The following is a 16,503-nucleotide window of genomic DNA, read 5'->3' on the forward strand; positions in this document are numbered from 1 at the left end:
GTAGCCACCTCCCGTTAGTTCTGGGAGACGATCCGACCATCTTCGATACGGATAATGCGGTCTGCCATCTGCGCAATTTCTTCGTTGTGAGTGATCATTACGATTGTCTGGGCGAACTTTTGACTGGTGACTTTCAAAAGGCTCAATACATCCTGGCTGGTTTTGGAATCCAGATTGCCGGTGGGTTCATCTGCCAGAATGATAGCGGGTGCTGCCGCCAGCGCACGGGCGATTGCCACACGCTGCTGCTGACCGCCGGAGAGCTGATTGGGCAGCGCATCCAGACGATCATCCAGCCCAAGTGTCTGTACAATCTGCTGTACGAAATCCTTATTGACCTTGCCACCGTCCAGCTCAATGGGTAGAACGATATTTTCATACACATTCAGCACCGGAACAAGATTATATGCTTGGAACACAAAGCCGATTTTCCTGCGGCGGAAGATGGTCAGCGCTTCCTCCTTCAGGGAGAAAATATCCTGTCCGTCCACCATGACCGTGCCACTTGTAGGGCGATCCAGCCCGCCCAGCATGTGCAGCAGCGTGGATTTGCCGGAGCCGGATGTGCCGACAATTGCAACAAATTCGCCCTTCTTTACACTTAAATCAACTCCATCCAACGCATGAACTGCGTTATTGCCGGAGCCATAAATCTTTTTCAGGTTTTTTGCCTGTAAAACTTCCATAAATGAGTACCTCCATGAAAAAATCTGTATGTATGAAAGGAAATGATCCTTTGATACATACAGATTATCGCATAGGAATCTTTCCACATTCTTTCCGGCGGAAAATGAAATCTAACAGTTTTGATAGAATTGTTGTTATTTCGGCAGAAATATGGAAAATGTACTTCCTTTTCCCGGAACGGAAGCAATCTTGATATAACCTCCCTCGCCGGATATGATCTGTCGGGCAAGGTATAAGCCGATGCCGACCCCTTCCTGCTCCTGAACCGCCTTTGAGCGGTAAAAGCGAGCAAATATCTTCGCTTGCTCAGTTTCCGGTATGCCTGAACCGGTATCCGATATATCGACCCTTGCAAACATTTCATAGCTTACGGCAGAAATAGTAATGGTGCCATGCTCCGTATATTTGATGGCATTGTCTACGATATTCGCCAGCGCTTCCGCTGTCCATTTGAAGTCGAATACGGCAAAAGCATCGGTATCTTGCAGTCGCAAAGACAATCCTTTTTCAGAAGCCTTGGCGGCATATTGTTCTACTACGCTTTCAAGCAGCGGCTGCAGCGCTGCTTGCTGAGGGGAGAGTGAAATGATCCCGTTTTCCAGTCTGGAAAGCTTTACGAGAGAATCGATCAGAAATCGCAGCTTTTCCGATTGTTTGTACAGCGCCTCCACATTTGCCTTCGCCGATGCAGGCAGAGTTTCCTCCATCAAAAGCTCGCTGTATAACAGCAGATTTGCAATCGGCGTTTTCGTCTGGTGGGAGATGTCCGCAATCAAGGTTTTGATTTTGTCTTTTTCCTGCGCTATATTTTGAGAAGATGCTTCTGCTGCGGAAAGATAGTGCGCAAACTTCGTTTCCAATGCAGACAGCTGGCTTTCATCAAAATTGGTTTCAGAAAAGGAGCCGGTCATGGCAGCGTCCAGCATCTTTTCGATTTCTTCCATCGTTTTTCTGGTCTTTCTCCGCTCCCATAACACAACAGCTGCCGCCGCCAGAAAACACAGCAGTATGATCACAATGCCGGTTTTATTCATCTTTTGTCACCCAGCTATAACCGATTCCGTAGATGGTTTTAATGTATTTCTGTGCGCCAAGCTTATCCCTCAGACGCTTGATCGTAACAGACAAAGCATTTTCATCCACATATTCTGCGCCATCTGTCCAGATCCGGTCGACAAGGTCTCCACGGGTCATGGTTCGGCCTCGGTTTTCAACAAGCAGACGCAGTAATTTTTGTTCTGTTTTGCTCAATTCCACTTTTGAATCTCCCACATAAAAGGTCATAGCCTCAAAGTCAAAGTGAAATAGATCCATATGGAACGGCGCATTTTTATGGCTTGACGCTTGCTTTCGCAGTTGGGTATTCACCCTTGCCCGCAAAACCGAAAGAGAAAAGGGCTTGGTAATATAATCATCAGCGCCCCTCTCCAGTCCGTCTACGATGTCCAGATCGGTGTCGTTGGCAGTCAGCAGAATAACAGGAACTCCGGGCATGTTTTCCTTGACCTCCCGGAGCAGCTCAAGCCCACTGCCATCCGGCAGATTGATATCCAACAGGATCAGGGATACACCGCCGCAAAGCAGCTGTTCCTTCGCCGCTTTTAGGTCTTGGCAGGAAATGATCTGCCGAGCATCTGCTTTCAGCGCTTTGCATAAGCCTTGATTCAAACCGATATCATCTTCAACAATCAGTAATTGCTCCATATATCTCACTCCCTCGTTATTCAAATACCAACATCGTTTCCTTGGGCAATTTTTCGTTCTCACAGTTCAGAAGATAGGCTATGGCCTTGTTCGCAAAGCGGTTGGTTTTTATCGTATCCCAATCGGCAAGGCGAATGATCTCTGCCGTACCATTCTCAAAATCAAATGAAATCTCGCCCCATTCGCCGTCGCAGTCTGCTTGGTATTCGTAGATTGCGGCGGCGCTTTTCTTTTTGCGCTTGGTTTTGGATTTCTGTTTCAGCCGGACAGCATGGAGCGCACCTTCGGCAACCAGCAGTTCTGTCAGTTTGTCCGCCGCTTTCCGGTAGGCTCGCTCTGCACCGCTGGCAGTGCTGCCCTCAAACATAACCGCCAATTCTTCAAAAGTGGGGCGGTTCTTCCATGAGCCAACTCGCCCGCAGGTCATACAGATTGCTAACCGTTTTTCAAGTAAGGTCTGTTCCCGGTAATTCAGCTTCTCAAATGCCCGTTGAACCTTTTCAGCCTGTATGCCGTTCCAGAGGATATCGGTATAGTTCCAACTATCGTCAATGGCGACATCTTCGCCAGTTTCCTCGCCATCCTCGTTTGTGACATAGAACGGCTGCTGGTTGCGGATTCCACGGACAACTTTCAGATATTCTTCCGCAAGGGCAAGGTCGCAGTTGTATTTCTTTGCAAATTCACTGACTGCATCCTTGGTGTTATGGTACAGCCAAGCCATTGACCGCACCATTTTGTAATTGGTCAGAGAGGACACCGACCATTTTTCTTCGCCCATGCGAAAACGGAGCATAGCATCCCGGATGAACGGGAAAATGTATGTAGCATACTCTGCACCCTTGGCAAGGTCATAGTCCATCAGCTTTTGGAGCATTTGCTCCCGGCAGGAGAGCTTTATATCTATAAATCGGTCTGTGTCATACAGATCGCCGCCATCCACACCGAGAAAGTCTTTGATGCGCTTGTTAAGCTGCGGCTCGTAGTGGTGTAGGAAGAATGAGAAATATATCAAATTCTTTTCCTGCAAGGCAGACAGGATATATTCGTTCAGATTGCCCACCGCTGGAGGCTCCGGTTCCAGTTGAAAGATGCGCTCTGCCGCATAAGGAATGATGCCGTCACCGTGCGGATTGACAGCGTGTTTTGGTATGTATCCGGTCATGTCCCATGAAAAATCACTCAGCATAGCGCACCTCCCTTCTCATTTCTATAAGAATCCCTTAAGACATTCTTTCATAAAAAGCATGAAGTATTTCTGCCAATTCCTGCGGTGATTCAATATTAACTTCATGTCCGGCACCAATAACCGTTTTTAATTCCACGTTCTTAAGCAATTCTGCCAATTCAATAGAAGCATTTTTATTCGCAGTATCTTTCTCGCCATATAACAATAGTGTAGGGCATGATATTTTGTGCAGAGAGTTGTTAAAGTCCAACTCCATCATGGTTTCGCATAGAAGTAAGAAATCAGCTTTTCTAAATCCCATTTGTTGAAACATGGATTTAGGCATAAATCTAAAGAGAAGATTTTGAAATTTCAGAAGCTTCTTGGGCATTTTATATTGTGTGGCGATAAGCACCAAGGAGCGAACTTTTTTCGGATATTGTATAGCATAGTTCAGAGCTAATACGCCCCCAAGCGATAAACCGCACAAATCAATAGGCTCATCATATTGATTGCAGTAATCTGAAAATGCAGCATATAGATTATCATAGGTCACTTCTTTGCTATGAACTAAATCAGGAAGATTCGGACACAAGCTGTAATCAGTAGTTTGCAAAATATCTATTGTTTTTGTCCAACTGTCAGATGTTTGTCCTAATCCATGCACATATATTTGTTTCATATTGTTCCCCCACTAAATATGTATCTTAGCTTCTGCAAGCAAAGCAGCCTGTTCCATTTCTTTTTCATAAGCTCCTTTGGCATAAGCAACATCACTTTTTGCCCGGAGTTCTTTATCTTTTGCCAGTTTCTTCATGACCTCCGCAAGGTCAGCGTCCAGAGTACCACGCTTTACATAGCGATTTATGGTGTTCAGCCTCTTTTCATATATCTGGATAATCGGATGATCGTCTGCAAGCTCTCGCTGTTCTCTGCCTTTTAGATTGCCGATCTGCCGGCAAGTGCGGTGCAGCTTGTCCCCCGGTGCATAGCCGCCGCAGTATTTGGTGTGCCTTGCGTTGGTGGTGAGGAACCACTTGCCGCAGATTTTGCATTTTTTCGGGGCATGACCAACACATAAGCCCTCAAAAAGATCAGACCGGAACATCCCTACAAAGGATACATAGTGCATCCGCTTGACCAGCTTCGCAACTTTTTCGCCGGGACGGATGACGGATACATACTGAACGGAATTGTTCAGGGTAGACATCCAGGCATTGCCTTCCGTGATGGAAAACTCCGGCGGGAAATAGCTGCCGAACATTTTTGCAAAACCCTCTGCGGTGCGGTCTGCTTCGTTGCCGTCTGTTTTTTCTGCAAAATCAAGCATGGCCGTTTGGTATTCCCCAAGGGAGTATGCCAGATGCCCGAAAACTGCGGTATAGCGTTGGAGCATCATCGCATCGGTAAAGTTCTGGATTTCTTCAAATTGCAAAGAATTGGTTGCGGCTTTTATGGCAAACTCCACATATTTCAGCGCATTGTCCACAGTAAAGACTTTTTCAATCCGTTCTCTGTGCTTTGAGATATTCATATAGGAGAACGGCGGTGTTTGACTGAGAATATCGAGCATCGTCAGAGCAGCTTCCTTTGCAATAGGACAGAGTGCAGAAGCATCCTGTCCGGCGTTTAATATTCCAAGCAGCAGATTGATTTTCTCGCATTGCTCGTTTATTTTTGCAATGGTATTCACAGGAACATTCAGTGCATCACAGGCAAGCGTACCGACAGGAAATGTTTTGCTCTCATATATGACCGTATCCTGCCAGAAATCCAATGTCATCAATTCTTGATTCATGCTTGCCCTCCTGTCCTGTTTTTTCATTTTTCTAATTATATCATGTAAATGTGAAGAAATCTACGTCCTCAGATAAGTTGTCCTGTTTTTTGAAACAGGATTGTCCTGTCATTAGCCTGTTTTTTGAAAAATCCGTCATAACCATAATAGAAGGAGCGAAGCACCTGCCAATCACGGCGGGTGCTTCGTGCTTTCCAGAATATTATGAACGGAGGGTTTTCTATGACAATCTATGAAACCATCAAGGCGGCAATCAGCGTCAAGCAAGCCGCCGAACACTACGGGCTGAAAGTGAGCCACAACGGCATGGCTTGCTGCCCGTTCCACAACGACAGGCATCCGAGCTTGAAGCTGAATGAGGACTATTTTTTCTGCTTCGGCTGCGGAGCCAAAGGGGATGTGATCGACCTTGTGGCAAGGCTGTTCAATCTGAGCAGTTATGAAGCAGCACAAAAGCTGGCTTTGGACTTCGGGCTTGACCCGAAACCGCCCACTGCCGCAGCTATGATCAAGCCGAAGCGTCCCTATATCCGTCAGTTCCGGGAGGATGAAATGCTGTGCTTCCGGGTGCTGACGGATTATTTGCATCTGTTGGAAGATTGGAAAGTGCGCTATGCTCCCAAGACACCGGAAGATGCTCTGGATGACCGTTTTGTGGAAGCCTGCCAGATGCACTGCCATATCGAATATATGGCAGATGTGCTGACGGTGGGTGATCTGGAAGAACGGGTGGCATTGGTGGACAAGCTGATGCAGGACGGCAAAATTGCTTTTCTGCAAGAGTATACCGCACGAAAGAAAAAGGAGGTGGCGCACCATGGCGAAGAACCGGAAAACGCCTGATATGAACTTGCCCATGTGGTTTGACGGGCAGAACATCAACGAAGCTCTGTTTTGTGAAGAATTTCTGCAAGAGCGCAGGATCATCTTCGCAAACGGAGCTTTTTTCACGCCCGATGGTCGAGTGACGGACGATCTTCCTCTGCGTGGGGAGATTTACGACAAGCTGAAATTCTGTGCCGTAAACAATATCCCCCGGAAGATCACCAACATTCTGGAAGTGCTGAAACTGGAAGCGCAAGTGCCGGACTTTCCACCGGAGCAGGATCGGATTCATTTGTCCAACGGTACGCTGCTATTGAACGGCACATTTACCGAGGGCAGACCGGCTATCGTGCGGAGCCGTTTGCCGGTTGCTTACAATCCCGATGCTACTGCGCCGGTGATCTGGCTGAACTTTCTGGATGGGTTGCTTTACGCCGAGGACATTCCAACTTTGCAGGAGTTTATCGGCTATTGCCTGATTCCCTCCAACAAGGGGCAGCGCATGATGGTGATTAAAGGCAACGGCGGCGAGGGTAAATCTCAAATCGGTGCGGTACTGTCTACCATCTTCGGCACGAATATGAAAGACGGCAGCATCGGCAAGATTTCTGAAAACCGCTTCGCCCGTGCCGATTTGGAACACATTCTCCTGTGCGTGGATGATGATATGCGGATGGAAGCTCTGCGCCAGACCAACTATGTAAAATCCATTGTCACCGCACAGGGCAAGATGGATTTGGAACGCAAAGGCAAGCAGAGTTATCAGGGTTGGATGTTCGCCCGATTGCTGGCATTCAGCAACGGTGATCTGCAAGCCTTGTATGACCGCAGTGACGGATTTTATCGCAGACAGCTTGTGCTGACCACCAAGGAAAAGCCAGTGGACAGAGCTGACGATCCCGACCTTGCGGAGAAGATGAAAGCTGAAGCCGAGGGTATCTTCCTGTGGGCATTTGAAGGCTTACAGCGGCTTGTTGCCAACAACTTTAAGTTTACGGAGAGTGAGCGTATCCGGGAAAACCGGGAAGCGGTCAAGCGTGACAACAACAATATCTTTGATTTCATGGATTCCGAGGGATACATCCAGCGTAAAGCGGATGCGTCCATCAGTTCCAAGGATTTCTATGAAATCTACCGGATGTGGTGCGAAGAAAATTCCCTTGCACCGCTGAAAGCCCGCAGCTTCAGCGACGCCATGATTGCCAATGCCAAGAAATTTAATCTGGAACATTGCAACAATATCACCAACTCTGCCGGACGGCGGGTTTGGGAATTCATGGGAGTGGAAGCCATTGCACGACCTCATATAAATGGGTTTTACGGAGATTCGCCGTGTACGTACGTACCGGAGAACATTCCGGAGGAATGGCGGCAGGTCGAGTAAATCCCATTGGCTGGTACGTATGTACGCAGCAAAAGAGCGTGAAACGCTTGTGATAGAAACAGCTCATTTCCTTTATTTGGGCTGTTTCTATTGCAGTGAAAGATTTGATTTTCACTGCCGCCGGGATGGGTGGTGTTTCGCAAAACAGCAGCTATCCGGGCTGAACAACAGAAAACGATGCAGACAGTTTTCGGGCAGTTCAGCAGAGGTCACCGCAGTGACCGCATTCCCCCTCGGGAGAGCCCTCGGAGAGCCCACGGCACTTTGCAGCCAGTATGGATGAAAGTGTCATAGTGGGTTATTACACTTTGAAAAAGTGCCTCTCCGTAGTTCTCCGCTGTCTGCAAATCTCAAAGAAAGGACAAAAATTCTATGGCAAGAAATGATGGAATAGACCGTACCGTAGCCAGAAATCAGGACTTGGAAACCCCGGCAGATGTGGCTAAGGTACAGGAACACAATGAGCGTGAAAAGGACAGCTACAGCAATCAGGACATCGTGCCGGAACGCACTTCTCTGAACGTTCATTTCAAAGCACCCACGGACGATTATGTAAAAACGTTTGAGCAGATGGAACAGGACGGCGTAATTTCCACCAGAGGTCTGAAACCGGATGCCGTCAAATACGGCGAGTTAGTATTTGATGTGAACTCTGCTTATTTCTACAATCATGGCGGCTATGAATTTGCAAAACAGTTTTATGCTGATGCTTACAAAGCCGCCGTGGAGATTGTAGGCGGTGAGCAGTATATCCTCTCCGCTGTGATGCACGCCGATGAGCGCAACCGGGCAATGTCCGAAGCTCTGGGCGAGGATGTGTACCACTATCATCTTCATGTGGTTTATATCCCGGTGGTGGAAAAGCAGATCCTTTGGTCGAAGCGATGCAAGGATGAAGCCCTCCGGGGAACCGTTAAGGAGGTCATCACACAGGTCAGCCGCAGTAAGAAATGGGAGTCTAAGCCGGTGCTTGACGAGGACGGTAATCCAATGTTGAACGCAAGAGGAAAAAAGATTTTGAGGTCATCCTACAGTGTGTTGCAGGATGACTTTTTTCATTTCATGCGAGTTGCCGGATATACCGATCTGGAGCGTGGAGAGCGTGGCAGTACCGAGGAACATCTGACTGTGACCCAGTTCAAGGTGCAGGCAGAACAGCAGCGGCTGGAAACTGTGGCCGGACAGGTGGCACAGGCGGAGCAGAGTTTGGAGAATGCCAAAGCTGCCACGGAGAAACAGAAAAGGAAACTGGAAGCGCTGCAAAAGGAAACCAAGACGGCAAAGACTCTTGCACTGACGGTGCAGGATATTGAAGCGATGGGCAAGAAGGCCACATTCGGAAACAATATCACTCTGACACCGGATGAATGCCGCACACTCAAAGATTATGCTGTCAGTAGCTTTGCGGAAAAGGCAGAGAAGATCAAGTACAAGCAGAAATTCGAGCAAGCGGAGAAAAGTGCAAAAACATGGAAGCAGCGGTACGATGCGCTGCATGAACAATATCAAGAGCTGAAAAAGAAAGCCCAGCCCTTCTTGGATGCACTGGAAATCGCATCCGAAAGGGTTCGGGCTTTTCTTGATGTTGTCCTCAGCAAAGGAAAAGAAACGCAGGAGCACGAACACACTGCACGGAAGCGTGGACAGGATATGGAACTTTGATGGAGGAATCGCCTATTGAAGAAATATTATGAGGAAGCGAAATATAATGCGGCATTTGACCGCTGTGTGGATGTTATGAGCCAGATGCTCCAGAAATATGGACATCAGGTTTTGGATAAATTGGAACAGGACGCTCCGCAGGAAGTGGAGTATTCCGAGGAAAGTAATCAAGCGCAGCTTCTGACGGATAAGGCTGCGTAAAATTTGCAATTTACACGTTGCGTATTCACTATGGCTATGCTATAATGATTACGCAACGTGTATTTTTTGCTTTTGTGGAGAAAAGACGGATGGATTGTAAAAACAGAATTATAAAGTTGCGGGAAAGCACAGGACTGAATCGGAAAGATTTTTGCAAGCTCGTCCATATTCCTTACCGGACTATGACTGAATGGGAATTGGACAACCGCCATGCACCGGATTATGTGCTGTGGCTTTTGGAGTATTATATCCGCAACGAGGGACTTATGGTAAAAGGAAGGAATGAGGGAGGTGGAGATTCTGAAAAAGAAACAACTTAAATGCTATCTTTATACAAGAGTGTCCACCTCGATGCAGGTTGACGGATACAGCTTGGATGCCCAGCGTGACAAGCTGCGGAAGTATGCGGCATACGAGGATATGATCGTTGCCGGGGAGTATTCTGACGAGGGCTTTTCTGGAAAGAACATTCAAGGGCGGCAGGAGTTTCAACGGATGCTGAATGACATCCAGGACGGCAAAGATGATGTTTCTTATGTGTTGGTCTTTAAGCTGTCCCGATTTGGCAGAAATGCAGCGGACGTTCTGAACTCTTTGCAACTCATGCAGGATTTCGGTGTCAATCTGATCTGCGTGGAGGATGGCATTGACAGCTCCAAGGATGCAGGAAAGCTGATGATCTCTGTGCTGTCTGCGGTGGCAGAAATCGAGCGAGAGAATATCCGCACACAAACAATGGCAGGACGGGAACAAAAGGCTCGTGAGGGCAAATGGAACGGCGGATTTGCACCTTATGGATATAAACTGGATAATGGTGAACTTGTTATTGCCGAAGATGAAGCAGAAGTTATCCGAGTAATCTATGATCGTTATATTCATACAAACGAGGGTGTTGCAGGAGTTGCAAAATATCTGAACCGCAATGGTTATACTAAGAAACTAAGACAGAATAATACCATTCCGGGATTTTCAAGAGATTTTGTGAAAAATGTATTGTACAATCCTGTTTATATGGGAAAGATTGCTTACGGCAGACGAAGAACAGAAAAGAAACAGGGTACAAGAAACGAGATGCACGTGGTTGAGCAGTCGGAGTTCCCGGTTTATGAAGGACAGCACGAAGCTATCATTTCCGAAGAAGATTGGTATCTGGCACAGGAAAAGCGCAAGGTCAATTCCTTTAAGCGGGAAAAGGTCAATAATCCAGACCACGCCCACATCCTGTCCGGTATCTTGAAATGCCCATGCTGCGGCAAGAGTATGTACGGCAATATCGCCAAGGCGCACAGTAAGGATAAGAAAACCCGGTATTATTACTACTGCAAAAATACGGTTACACCTACCGGGCATGAGTGCAGCTTCCGTCTGAATATTGAGCAGACGGAAATCAACAAATTTGTGGCGAAGGTTATCTCCGCTATGGTCAATAATCCACGGTTTGTAGAAGCGATTCAGGCGAAAATCGGAACAGCAGTTGATACAGAAGATATGGAAAAGCAGATTGCTGTCCTACAAGGGCGGCTAAAGCAAGCCTTTGGAACGAAAAGCCGCTTGGAGCGTCAGATGGATACCTTGGACCTCAATGATGCCCACTATGACAGAAAGATTTTGGACTTGCAGCGCCGCTATGATGAGCAGTATGATATCATAGAGGAAATTGAAGTTCAGATTGCCGAACTGCAAGGACAGATACGCAGCATCCAGCAGGAGAAAATCTCTGGCGATAACATTTATCGGCTCTTACTGGCATTTGATGAAGTCTACCATTCCGCAACAGAAGCGGAGCAGAAAGAGTTTATGAAAGCCTTTATTGAGCGAATTGAGATGTTCCCGGAAAAGAGAAAAGACGGTAGTTGGATAAAGAAGATCGTATTCAATTTTCCTGTGCCTGTTGATGGTGAGGAAGTGAAAGAACTTCCCTTGGAAACTGAAACAACTGTTGAGACGGTAGTACTGCTTTCCCACAAAAAACCAGACAGACATATCAACGTAAAAGTTGAGTTTGGCGAGGGTGAGGGAAAAGTTCCGCTTGATAATATTGCTAAAAGAGCGGAAAGCTACAAGCCCAAAGAGCGAGTGACCTACAAAATGATAAAGGAGTACATAGAAGCTAAATACGGCTTCAAAGTACATACCGCATATATCGCAGAGGTAAAGAGAGATTTAGGCTTGCCAATGTATGATGCTCCTAATGCGGTAGAAGAATTGAAACAGCCGAGGAAACATCCGACAGCGGAGAAAGTGGAAGCGATAAAGGATGCATTGAAGTATTTTGAAGTGATTTAATAATGATGAGCGTATCATTAAAAATAGTGGTACGCTTATTTTTTTACCTATTTGTCTTTTCGCTGACCAATATTTTATCTGGTTAAAAAAGCGGAGGGCAGATTTTATACTAAATTGCCTGATTGATATAATTAAAAGCGTTCACTTTGCTATTGTTGACTGAAAGAGAAAAATCAAATATAATATAGTAAAGTGCCCAATCGTTAGTCTGATTAAGGGCGATTAAATAGAGGTGAAGATATGCTTCAGAATAAAGATATTGAGACACTGAGAATGTTGTTTAGCAGTCATAATTATGTTATGACTACTGCTGAACTTACAGCTTCAAAGTTATACTATGCAGATATAAAACAACTTTTAGACGAAGGATTGATTGAAAGAGTCAGGCGAGGTTACTATCACTGGACTCAAGATTATGGAGAAAGCGAAGTTGTCATTATCAATCGATTGTTTCCCGATGCAGTGCTTTGTATGGAGACTGCTCTATTCTATTATAGATACAGTGACAGAAATCCTGCTGAATGGAACTTTGCAATAGATAAAAATGTCTCTAAGCGGCGTACAAAAATCGATTATCCGTTTATAAAGGCATATCGTGTAGAGTCAGAGTTGGTTACGCTAGGCGAAACCGAAGGTGAAATTGATTTCCACAAAGTCCGCATTTATGACCGTGACCGTACTATTTGCGATGTGCTGCGAAATATGAACAAGATGGATAAGGAGGTTTTTAATAAAGCAGTACAGGGCTATGTTAAAGACCCGAAAAAGAATATACCGAATCTTATAGAATATGCAAAAGTTTTGCGTGTTCAAACGCGTGTAAAAGAATTGATTGGAGTGTGGTTGTAATGGCAGATGTTGCAGCTTCCGTTCTGGCAAAGCTGAGAAATAAAGCAAAAGCTTCTGGTATCAGCTACCAGCAATGCTTGCAGCTTTTTGTGCAGGAAGAATTTTTGAGAAAACTATCAAAATCCGGGTGTGAGGATACGCTAATACTCAAAGGTGGATTGTTCATTTATACTTTAACTAATTTTGAAAGTAGAGCAACAATCGATGTCGATTTCCTGCTCCGTGGATACTCTAATTCAATAGATGATGTAAAAGAGTTGATTTGTAAAATCATCGACACACCGACAGGTAACGATTATATAGAAATGCGAGCAAAAGGCTTTGAGGAAATTTCTCCGCAAAGAAAATATCACGGTATCAGTACGCAGATTATTGCTCAAATAAAAAATGTGCGTGTGCCGTTTAATGTTGATATAGGTGTGGGTGATATTATAGTTCCTCGTGCTGAAGAACGTACAATCAACACTCAGCTTCCTGATTTTGAAGCTCCTGTAATCAAAACATATTCCCTAGAAAGCACTATTGCCGAGAAGTTTGATGCCATACTGCAACGCTTTGAGCTGACAGGCAGAATGAAAGATTTTTATGACATCTATTATCTTTCAAGGACATTCGATTTTGATGGTGCAAAATTGCAGGCAGCTATATTTGAAACTTTACAGAGGCGCGGTACTCCCTATGACAGAGACAGTTTTAAGCGTGTTGTTGAACTTGCCGATGATGAAGATATGCAGAAGCGTTGGAAATTCTTTTTGAAAACCATAAAAGATAATACACTTGAGTTTCCATTCGTCATTGAAGAAATCCAGACTTTCCTTGAGCCTGTGTTTGACGCAATTGTGAATGAGAACGAATGGCAAGAACAGTGGAACTTTATTATGAAATGGAATAAAAATGAAAGGAGTCCTAAATTATGAGTAGTGTACTTACTGTTGAACAGCGTGAACAAGCAGGTTCTGACTCCTATAATAGATTTGAATATCAAGTTCATTGGATTGTATGCCATATAATAGGTAAACTTCAAGAAGATGCAGAGTGTATTGTTTTTTGTGAATTTCATGATGATATGGCTGAATTTTCTCCCAATAATCAGCAGTATCAGTTTTTTCAAATAAAGACAAAAGAAGATTCTTCTGACTGGACTATTGCGGAAATGTCTAAAAGGGAAAAGAAAAAAAGTGGTAGCTACAAAAAATCTTTTTTAGGTTTTATTTTCTACAACTATTTGACATTTGGTGCTGAATGTTCGCATTGCCATTTTGTATCAAATAATGATTTTGATAAAGAGGTTTTGTTATGGCAGTCATATATTGAAGACGGGAAAAGACTTCAGACAGAAAATATTGCGTTATATGAAAAAATCAAAGACAGGATTAAAAATGAATTTTTAGATGATATGCCGAGCAATTTTGATTCTGTCTTTGAGGAGTTTATTCAGAATACTTTTGTCCATAAATCGGAACTACAACTAACAACTTATGAATCTCAAACTATGGGTAAATTTTTCAACCACTTGGCAGACAAAAATATTCCGTCCAATACTGCCAATCTTATTTTTCAGCAATTGCTAAATGATGTAAGAAAAAAGAGTAAAGAAAAAATCAAAGTACCTATTAGTATGAAAAGTTTAGTTGAGAAAAAAGGTGTGGATATTGCTCAAATAGGCAAGAAAATTGATGGCAACATAAAGAACAGCGGAAATTATGATGCATTTCACGATTACTTGATTACCCAATCATTGTCGGACAAGGATATTAATCGTATAGAATCAGCAAAAACGCTCCACGATACAAGGTGGCTTGATGTTAATGATGTTAAATATCAAGAAATTGTTGTTGTGTTGCGAAAAACAATTTCTACATATTGTGAATCATGTGAGACAAATGGGTTTAATAATGACCTGAAAAGATTATGCATTCAAGAATTACAAAAGCATAATCTCCTATCTGATTCTCTTGATAAATCGTTAGTTGAGGTGTTGTATTATGAGCAAAAATTCAGTTGAAAAAGTTAAACAAGAGCAAAAGTACAAAATTTTAATTAGAAATTTACGAAAACAGCAGGAGGAAAAAGATAATGAAAAGGCTAGCAATAAAAAAACTGATAGTAATTAGTCAAAGTGAGTCTCGGTCGTTAGAGGTTCCTTTTGAAAATGGGCTAAATATTATTTTGGGAGGAAATAAAACAGGTAAATCTTCAATTATCAAAAGTATATTTACTACTTTGGGATGTGAATGCAAAAGAATTGAAACTGATTGGAAGAAACTAATTTCTGCTTATTTGTTGTTTCTTAAATATGGGGAAAAGCAGTTTTGTGTTGTTCGCCAAGGCAAAAAATTTCAGATTTTTGAGAATAATGAGGATTCCTATTCTTGCATTATCGAAACGGAAACTTTTCACGAATATAGTAACTGTTTAATGGATATTTTAGAAATCAAAATGCCCTGCATTTCAAAAGATGGTAAGCAATTCAATGTAACACCGCCATTACTCTTTAGATTTCAATATATTGACCAAGATGAAGGATGGAGCAGAATAGCTGATTCTTTCAGTAATGTTGCGTATATTAAAGATTGGAAACCAAATACAAATAAATATGTATGCGGTTACCTTGATGATAGGTATTATGAACTTCAAGCACAAAAAGCAGAATATATACTTGAAAAAGATGATAAGAAAAAAGAATTGAATTATAATCAAAGCTTTGTCTCCCGTATCACATCTACACTAACGCAAATTGAGCATATTGAATCCGTTGAAGAGGTTACAACAGATATTGAATCTTTGCTTGCTAAGGCGGAAGAATTAAGGAAAATGCAATTTTCTTATAATGCAGAGATGACAGTTTTGGAAAATGATATATATGTGAATCAACACAAATTGCACGTTGTGGAACACAATCTCATAGAAACAAAAAAGGACATCGAATTTGCAATGACTCAAGAAGATGAGTTGGTCTGCCCAATTTGTGGCACTATTTATTCAAACGGATTAGAGGAACAATTAAATATAACTTCAGATTATGCTCATTGTGAAAAGCTTATTACAGAACTGAGAAATAGCATATCTATTGCTACAGAAGAATTAGAAGAACTTAAGGAGAAATATAACGGTGTCTCTTTAGAAATCCAGTCTATTGAGCAAAAAGTTCGGAACTCTCAACAACTTCTATCTTATTCTTCTTTTTATAAAAACAAGGGACAGTATGAGATATATGAATCCTGCAAGAGGCAATTGGAAGTTTTACAAGGAGAAATAGATTCATATGTTTCTAAAATAGCAATAATTGACGAGAAAATAAACGAAAAGAAATCCAAAGAGCGTTCCAAAGATATAAGAGAAGATATAGAAGGATATTGCCGAACCTTAGCAGATGCGATAAATCTTCCTAAAACATTCATCAAACTAAGGGATTTTGTGCAAATAATAGACCGTACTGGAAGCGAAACTCCTCGATTAGTTTATATGTATCAGTCGGCTCTGTATCTATATAATTTATATAGAACAAATAGCCCTTTCAATTTTTATGTGGTTGACACTCCTAATCAGCAAGGTCAAGATGCCGAAAACTTAGGGAGCATATTCAAATCATTAGAATTATTTTTGTCTGACGCGGGGCAGGTCATTGTTGGAACTGAACGAGAAACTGGGCTGGAAGGAAAAGCGAGCAATGTAATAAAGCTCACAGAAAAACGTAGATGTCTTAACACTATTAATTACAGCAAACATCTTGAACTATTAGAAGAATTGCAAAAAACTGCAATTAGTTGGGTTGCATTCAACCACAAAGCAAAAAATGAAAAGTAGCGGTGGAGTGGAAAATTTCCGATAACTATCGCTCCAGAGAAGCATCGGAAATGTTCCACATAGATAAATCGGCAGAAAATCCCCATTTTGACGGCTTTTTGTTACATACCATAAAAACCATGGACAAGGTGG

16 protein-coding genes are annotated in these 16,503 nt (G+C 43.4%); 10 read left to right on the forward strand and 6 right to left on the reverse strand.

Annotated elements, in window-relative coordinates; genetic code table 11:
- Positions 1-14 precede the first annotated feature (14 nt).
- The 6 genes from WMO29_RS01385 to WMO29_RS01410 all read right to left on the reverse strand — a co-directional run bounded on the left by WMO29_RS01385 (position 15) and on the right by WMO29_RS01410 (position 5,357).
- Complete coding sequence (locus WMO29_RS01385; protein ID WP_006858253.1) at positions 15-686, reverse strand: ABC transporter ATP-binding protein; 672 nt, start codon at positions 684-686, stop codon at positions 15-17.
- 135 nt (positions 687-821) lie between these two features.
- Positions 822-1,598 (reverse strand): sensor histidine kinase, encoded by a 777-nt coding sequence (locus WMO29_RS01390; RefSeq protein WP_349163435.1) that lies wholly within the window; start codon positions 1,596-1,598, stop codon positions 822-824.
- A 115-nt stretch (positions 1,599-1,713) separates the two neighbouring features.
- On the reverse strand, positions 1,714-2,391 hold the full coding sequence (locus WMO29_RS01395; protein WP_349163436.1) for a response regulator transcription factor: 678 nt from the start codon (positions 2,389-2,391) through the stop codon (positions 1,714-1,716).
- Between the two features lie 16 nt (positions 2,392-2,407).
- Entirely contained in the window at positions 2,408-3,580 is a 1,173-nt protein-coding gene (locus WMO29_RS01400) for a sigma-70 family RNA polymerase sigma factor (RefSeq protein WP_349163437.1), read from the reverse strand.
- 34 nt (positions 3,581-3,614) lie between these two features.
- Positions 3,615-4,241: an alpha/beta fold hydrolase gene (locus WMO29_RS01405; protein WP_349163438.1), complete on the reverse strand. Its 627-nt coding sequence runs from the start codon at positions 4,239-4,241 to the stop codon at positions 3,615-3,617.
- Positions 4,242-4,253: 12 nt separating this feature from the next.
- Positions 4,254-5,357, reverse strand: coding sequence for a DUF6076 domain-containing protein (locus WMO29_RS01410; RefSeq protein ID WP_117489485.1), 1,104 nt, complete (start codon positions 5,355-5,357; stop codon positions 4,254-4,256).
- 222 nt (positions 5,358-5,579) lie between these two features.
- Here WMO29_RS01410 and WMO29_RS01415 point away from each other — a divergent pair, with 222 nt between their 5' ends.
- The 10 genes from WMO29_RS01415 to WMO29_RS01460 all read left to right on the forward strand — a co-directional run bounded on the left by WMO29_RS01415 (position 5,580) and on the right by WMO29_RS01460 (position 16,371).
- Positions 5,580-6,200: a CHC2 zinc finger domain-containing protein gene (locus WMO29_RS01415; RefSeq protein ID WP_349163439.1), complete on the forward strand. Its 621-nt coding sequence runs from the start codon at positions 5,580-5,582 to the stop codon at positions 6,198-6,200.
- The gene (locus WMO29_RS01420; protein ID WP_349163440.1) at positions 6,175-7,566 is read left to right on the forward strand and encodes a DNA primase family protein; all 1,392 of its coding nucleotides are present in this window, start codon (positions 6,175-6,177) and stop codon (positions 7,564-7,566) included. The genes WMO29_RS01415 and WMO29_RS01420 overlap by 26 nt, the downstream gene beginning before the upstream one ends.
- Positions 7,567-7,938: 372 nt before the next feature.
- A complete protein-coding gene (locus WMO29_RS01425; RefSeq protein WP_349163441.1) occupies positions 7,939-9,228 on the forward strand; it encodes a plasmid recombination protein in 1,290 nt (429 codons plus the stop codon).
- A gap of 15 nt (positions 9,229-9,243) precedes the next feature.
- Entirely contained in the window at positions 9,244-9,429 is a 186-nt protein-coding gene (locus tag WMO29_RS01430; RefSeq protein ID WP_117526568.1) for a hypothetical protein, read from the forward strand.
- Between the two features lie 89 nt (positions 9,430-9,518).
- A complete protein-coding gene (locus tag WMO29_RS01435; protein ID WP_015540908.1) occupies positions 9,519-9,749 on the forward strand; it encodes a helix-turn-helix domain-containing protein in 231 nt (76 codons plus the stop codon).
- Positions 9,730-11,715 (forward strand): recombinase family protein, encoded by a 1,986-nt coding sequence (locus WMO29_RS01440; RefSeq protein WP_435391105.1) that lies wholly within the window; start codon positions 9,730-9,732, stop codon positions 11,713-11,715. The genes WMO29_RS01435 and WMO29_RS01440 overlap by 20 nt, the downstream gene beginning before the upstream one ends.
- Positions 11,716-11,955: 240 nt before the next feature.
- Positions 11,956-12,564: a type IV toxin-antitoxin system AbiEi family antitoxin domain-containing protein gene (locus WMO29_RS01445; protein ID WP_028087997.1), complete on the forward strand. Its 609-nt coding sequence runs from the start codon at positions 11,956-11,958 to the stop codon at positions 12,562-12,564.
- Positions 12,564-13,481: a nucleotidyl transferase AbiEii/AbiGii toxin family protein gene (locus tag WMO29_RS01450; protein WP_349163443.1), complete on the forward strand. Its 918-nt coding sequence runs from the start codon at positions 12,564-12,566 to the stop codon at positions 13,479-13,481. The genes WMO29_RS01445 and WMO29_RS01450 overlap by 1 nt, the downstream gene beginning before the upstream one ends.
- On the forward strand, positions 13,478-14,569 hold the full coding sequence (locus WMO29_RS01455) for a dsDNA nuclease domain-containing protein (RefSeq protein ID WP_117465790.1): 1,092 nt from the start codon (positions 13,478-13,480) through the stop codon (positions 14,567-14,569). Before WMO29_RS01450 ends, WMO29_RS01455 begins: the two co-directional genes overlap by 4 nt.
- A gap of 71 nt (positions 14,570-14,640) precedes the next feature.
- Positions 14,641-16,371, forward strand: coding sequence for a hypothetical protein (locus tag WMO29_RS01460; protein ID WP_349163444.1), 1,731 nt, complete (start codon positions 14,641-14,643; stop codon positions 16,369-16,371).
- The last annotated feature ends 132 nt before the right edge of the window (positions 16,372-16,503 follow it).

This window comes from Laedolimicola intestinihominis, from assembly GCF_040096155.1.
In the GTDB taxonomy this organism is placed as follows: domain Bacteria; phylum Bacillota; class Clostridia; order Lachnospirales; family Lachnospiraceae; genus Laedolimicola; species Laedolimicola intestinihominis.

What these genes read in the sequence shown, in the direction of transcription:
- WMO29_RS01385 (WP_006858253.1), bottom strand. Translation starts at nt 686, where the DNA reads ATGGAAGTTTTACAGGCAAAAAACCTGAAAAAGATTTATGGCTCCGGC.
- WMO29_RS01390 (WP_349163435.1), bottom strand. Translation starts at nt 1,598, where the DNA reads ATGACCGGCTCCTTTTCTGAAACCAATTTTGATGAAAGCCAGCTGTCT.
- WMO29_RS01395 (WP_349163436.1), bottom strand. Translation starts at nt 2,391, where the DNA reads ATGGAGCAATTACTGATTGTTGAAGATGATATCGGTTTGAATCAAGGC.
- WMO29_RS01400 (WP_349163437.1), bottom strand. Translation starts at nt 3,580, where the DNA reads ATGCTGAGTGATTTTTCATGGGACATGACCGGATACATACCAAAACAC.
- WMO29_RS01405 (WP_349163438.1), bottom strand. Translation starts at nt 4,241, where the DNA reads ATGAAACAAATATATGTGCATGGATTAGGACAAACATCTGACAGTTGG.
- WMO29_RS01410 (WP_117489485.1), bottom strand. Translation starts at nt 5,357, where the DNA reads ATGAATCAAGAATTGATGACATTGGATTTCTGGCAGGATACGGTCATA.
- WMO29_RS01415 (WP_349163439.1), top strand. Translation starts at nt 5,580, where the DNA reads ATGACAATCTATGAAACCATCAAGGCGGCAATCAGCGTCAAGCAAGCC.
- WMO29_RS01420 (WP_349163440.1), top strand. Translation starts at nt 6,175, where the DNA reads ATGGCGAAGAACCGGAAAACGCCTGATATGAACTTGCCCATGTGGTTT.
- WMO29_RS01425 (WP_349163441.1), top strand. Translation starts at nt 7,939, where the DNA reads ATGGCAAGAAATGATGGAATAGACCGTACCGTAGCCAGAAATCAGGAC.
- WMO29_RS01435 (WP_015540908.1), top strand. Translation starts at nt 9,519, where the DNA reads ATGGATTGTAAAAACAGAATTATAAAGTTGCGGGAAAGCACAGGACTG.
- WMO29_RS01445 (WP_028087997.1), top strand. Translation starts at nt 11,956, where the DNA reads ATGCTTCAGAATAAAGATATTGAGACACTGAGAATGTTGTTTAGCAGT.
- WMO29_RS01450 (WP_349163443.1), top strand. Translation starts at nt 12,564, where the DNA reads ATGGCAGATGTTGCAGCTTCCGTTCTGGCAAAGCTGAGAAATAAAGCA.
- WMO29_RS01455 (WP_117465790.1), top strand. Translation starts at nt 13,478, where the DNA reads ATGAGTAGTGTACTTACTGTTGAACAGCGTGAACAAGCAGGTTCTGAC.
- WMO29_RS01460 (WP_349163444.1), top strand. Translation starts at nt 14,641, where the DNA reads ATGAAAAGGCTAGCAATAAAAAAACTGATAGTAATTAGTCAAAGTGAG.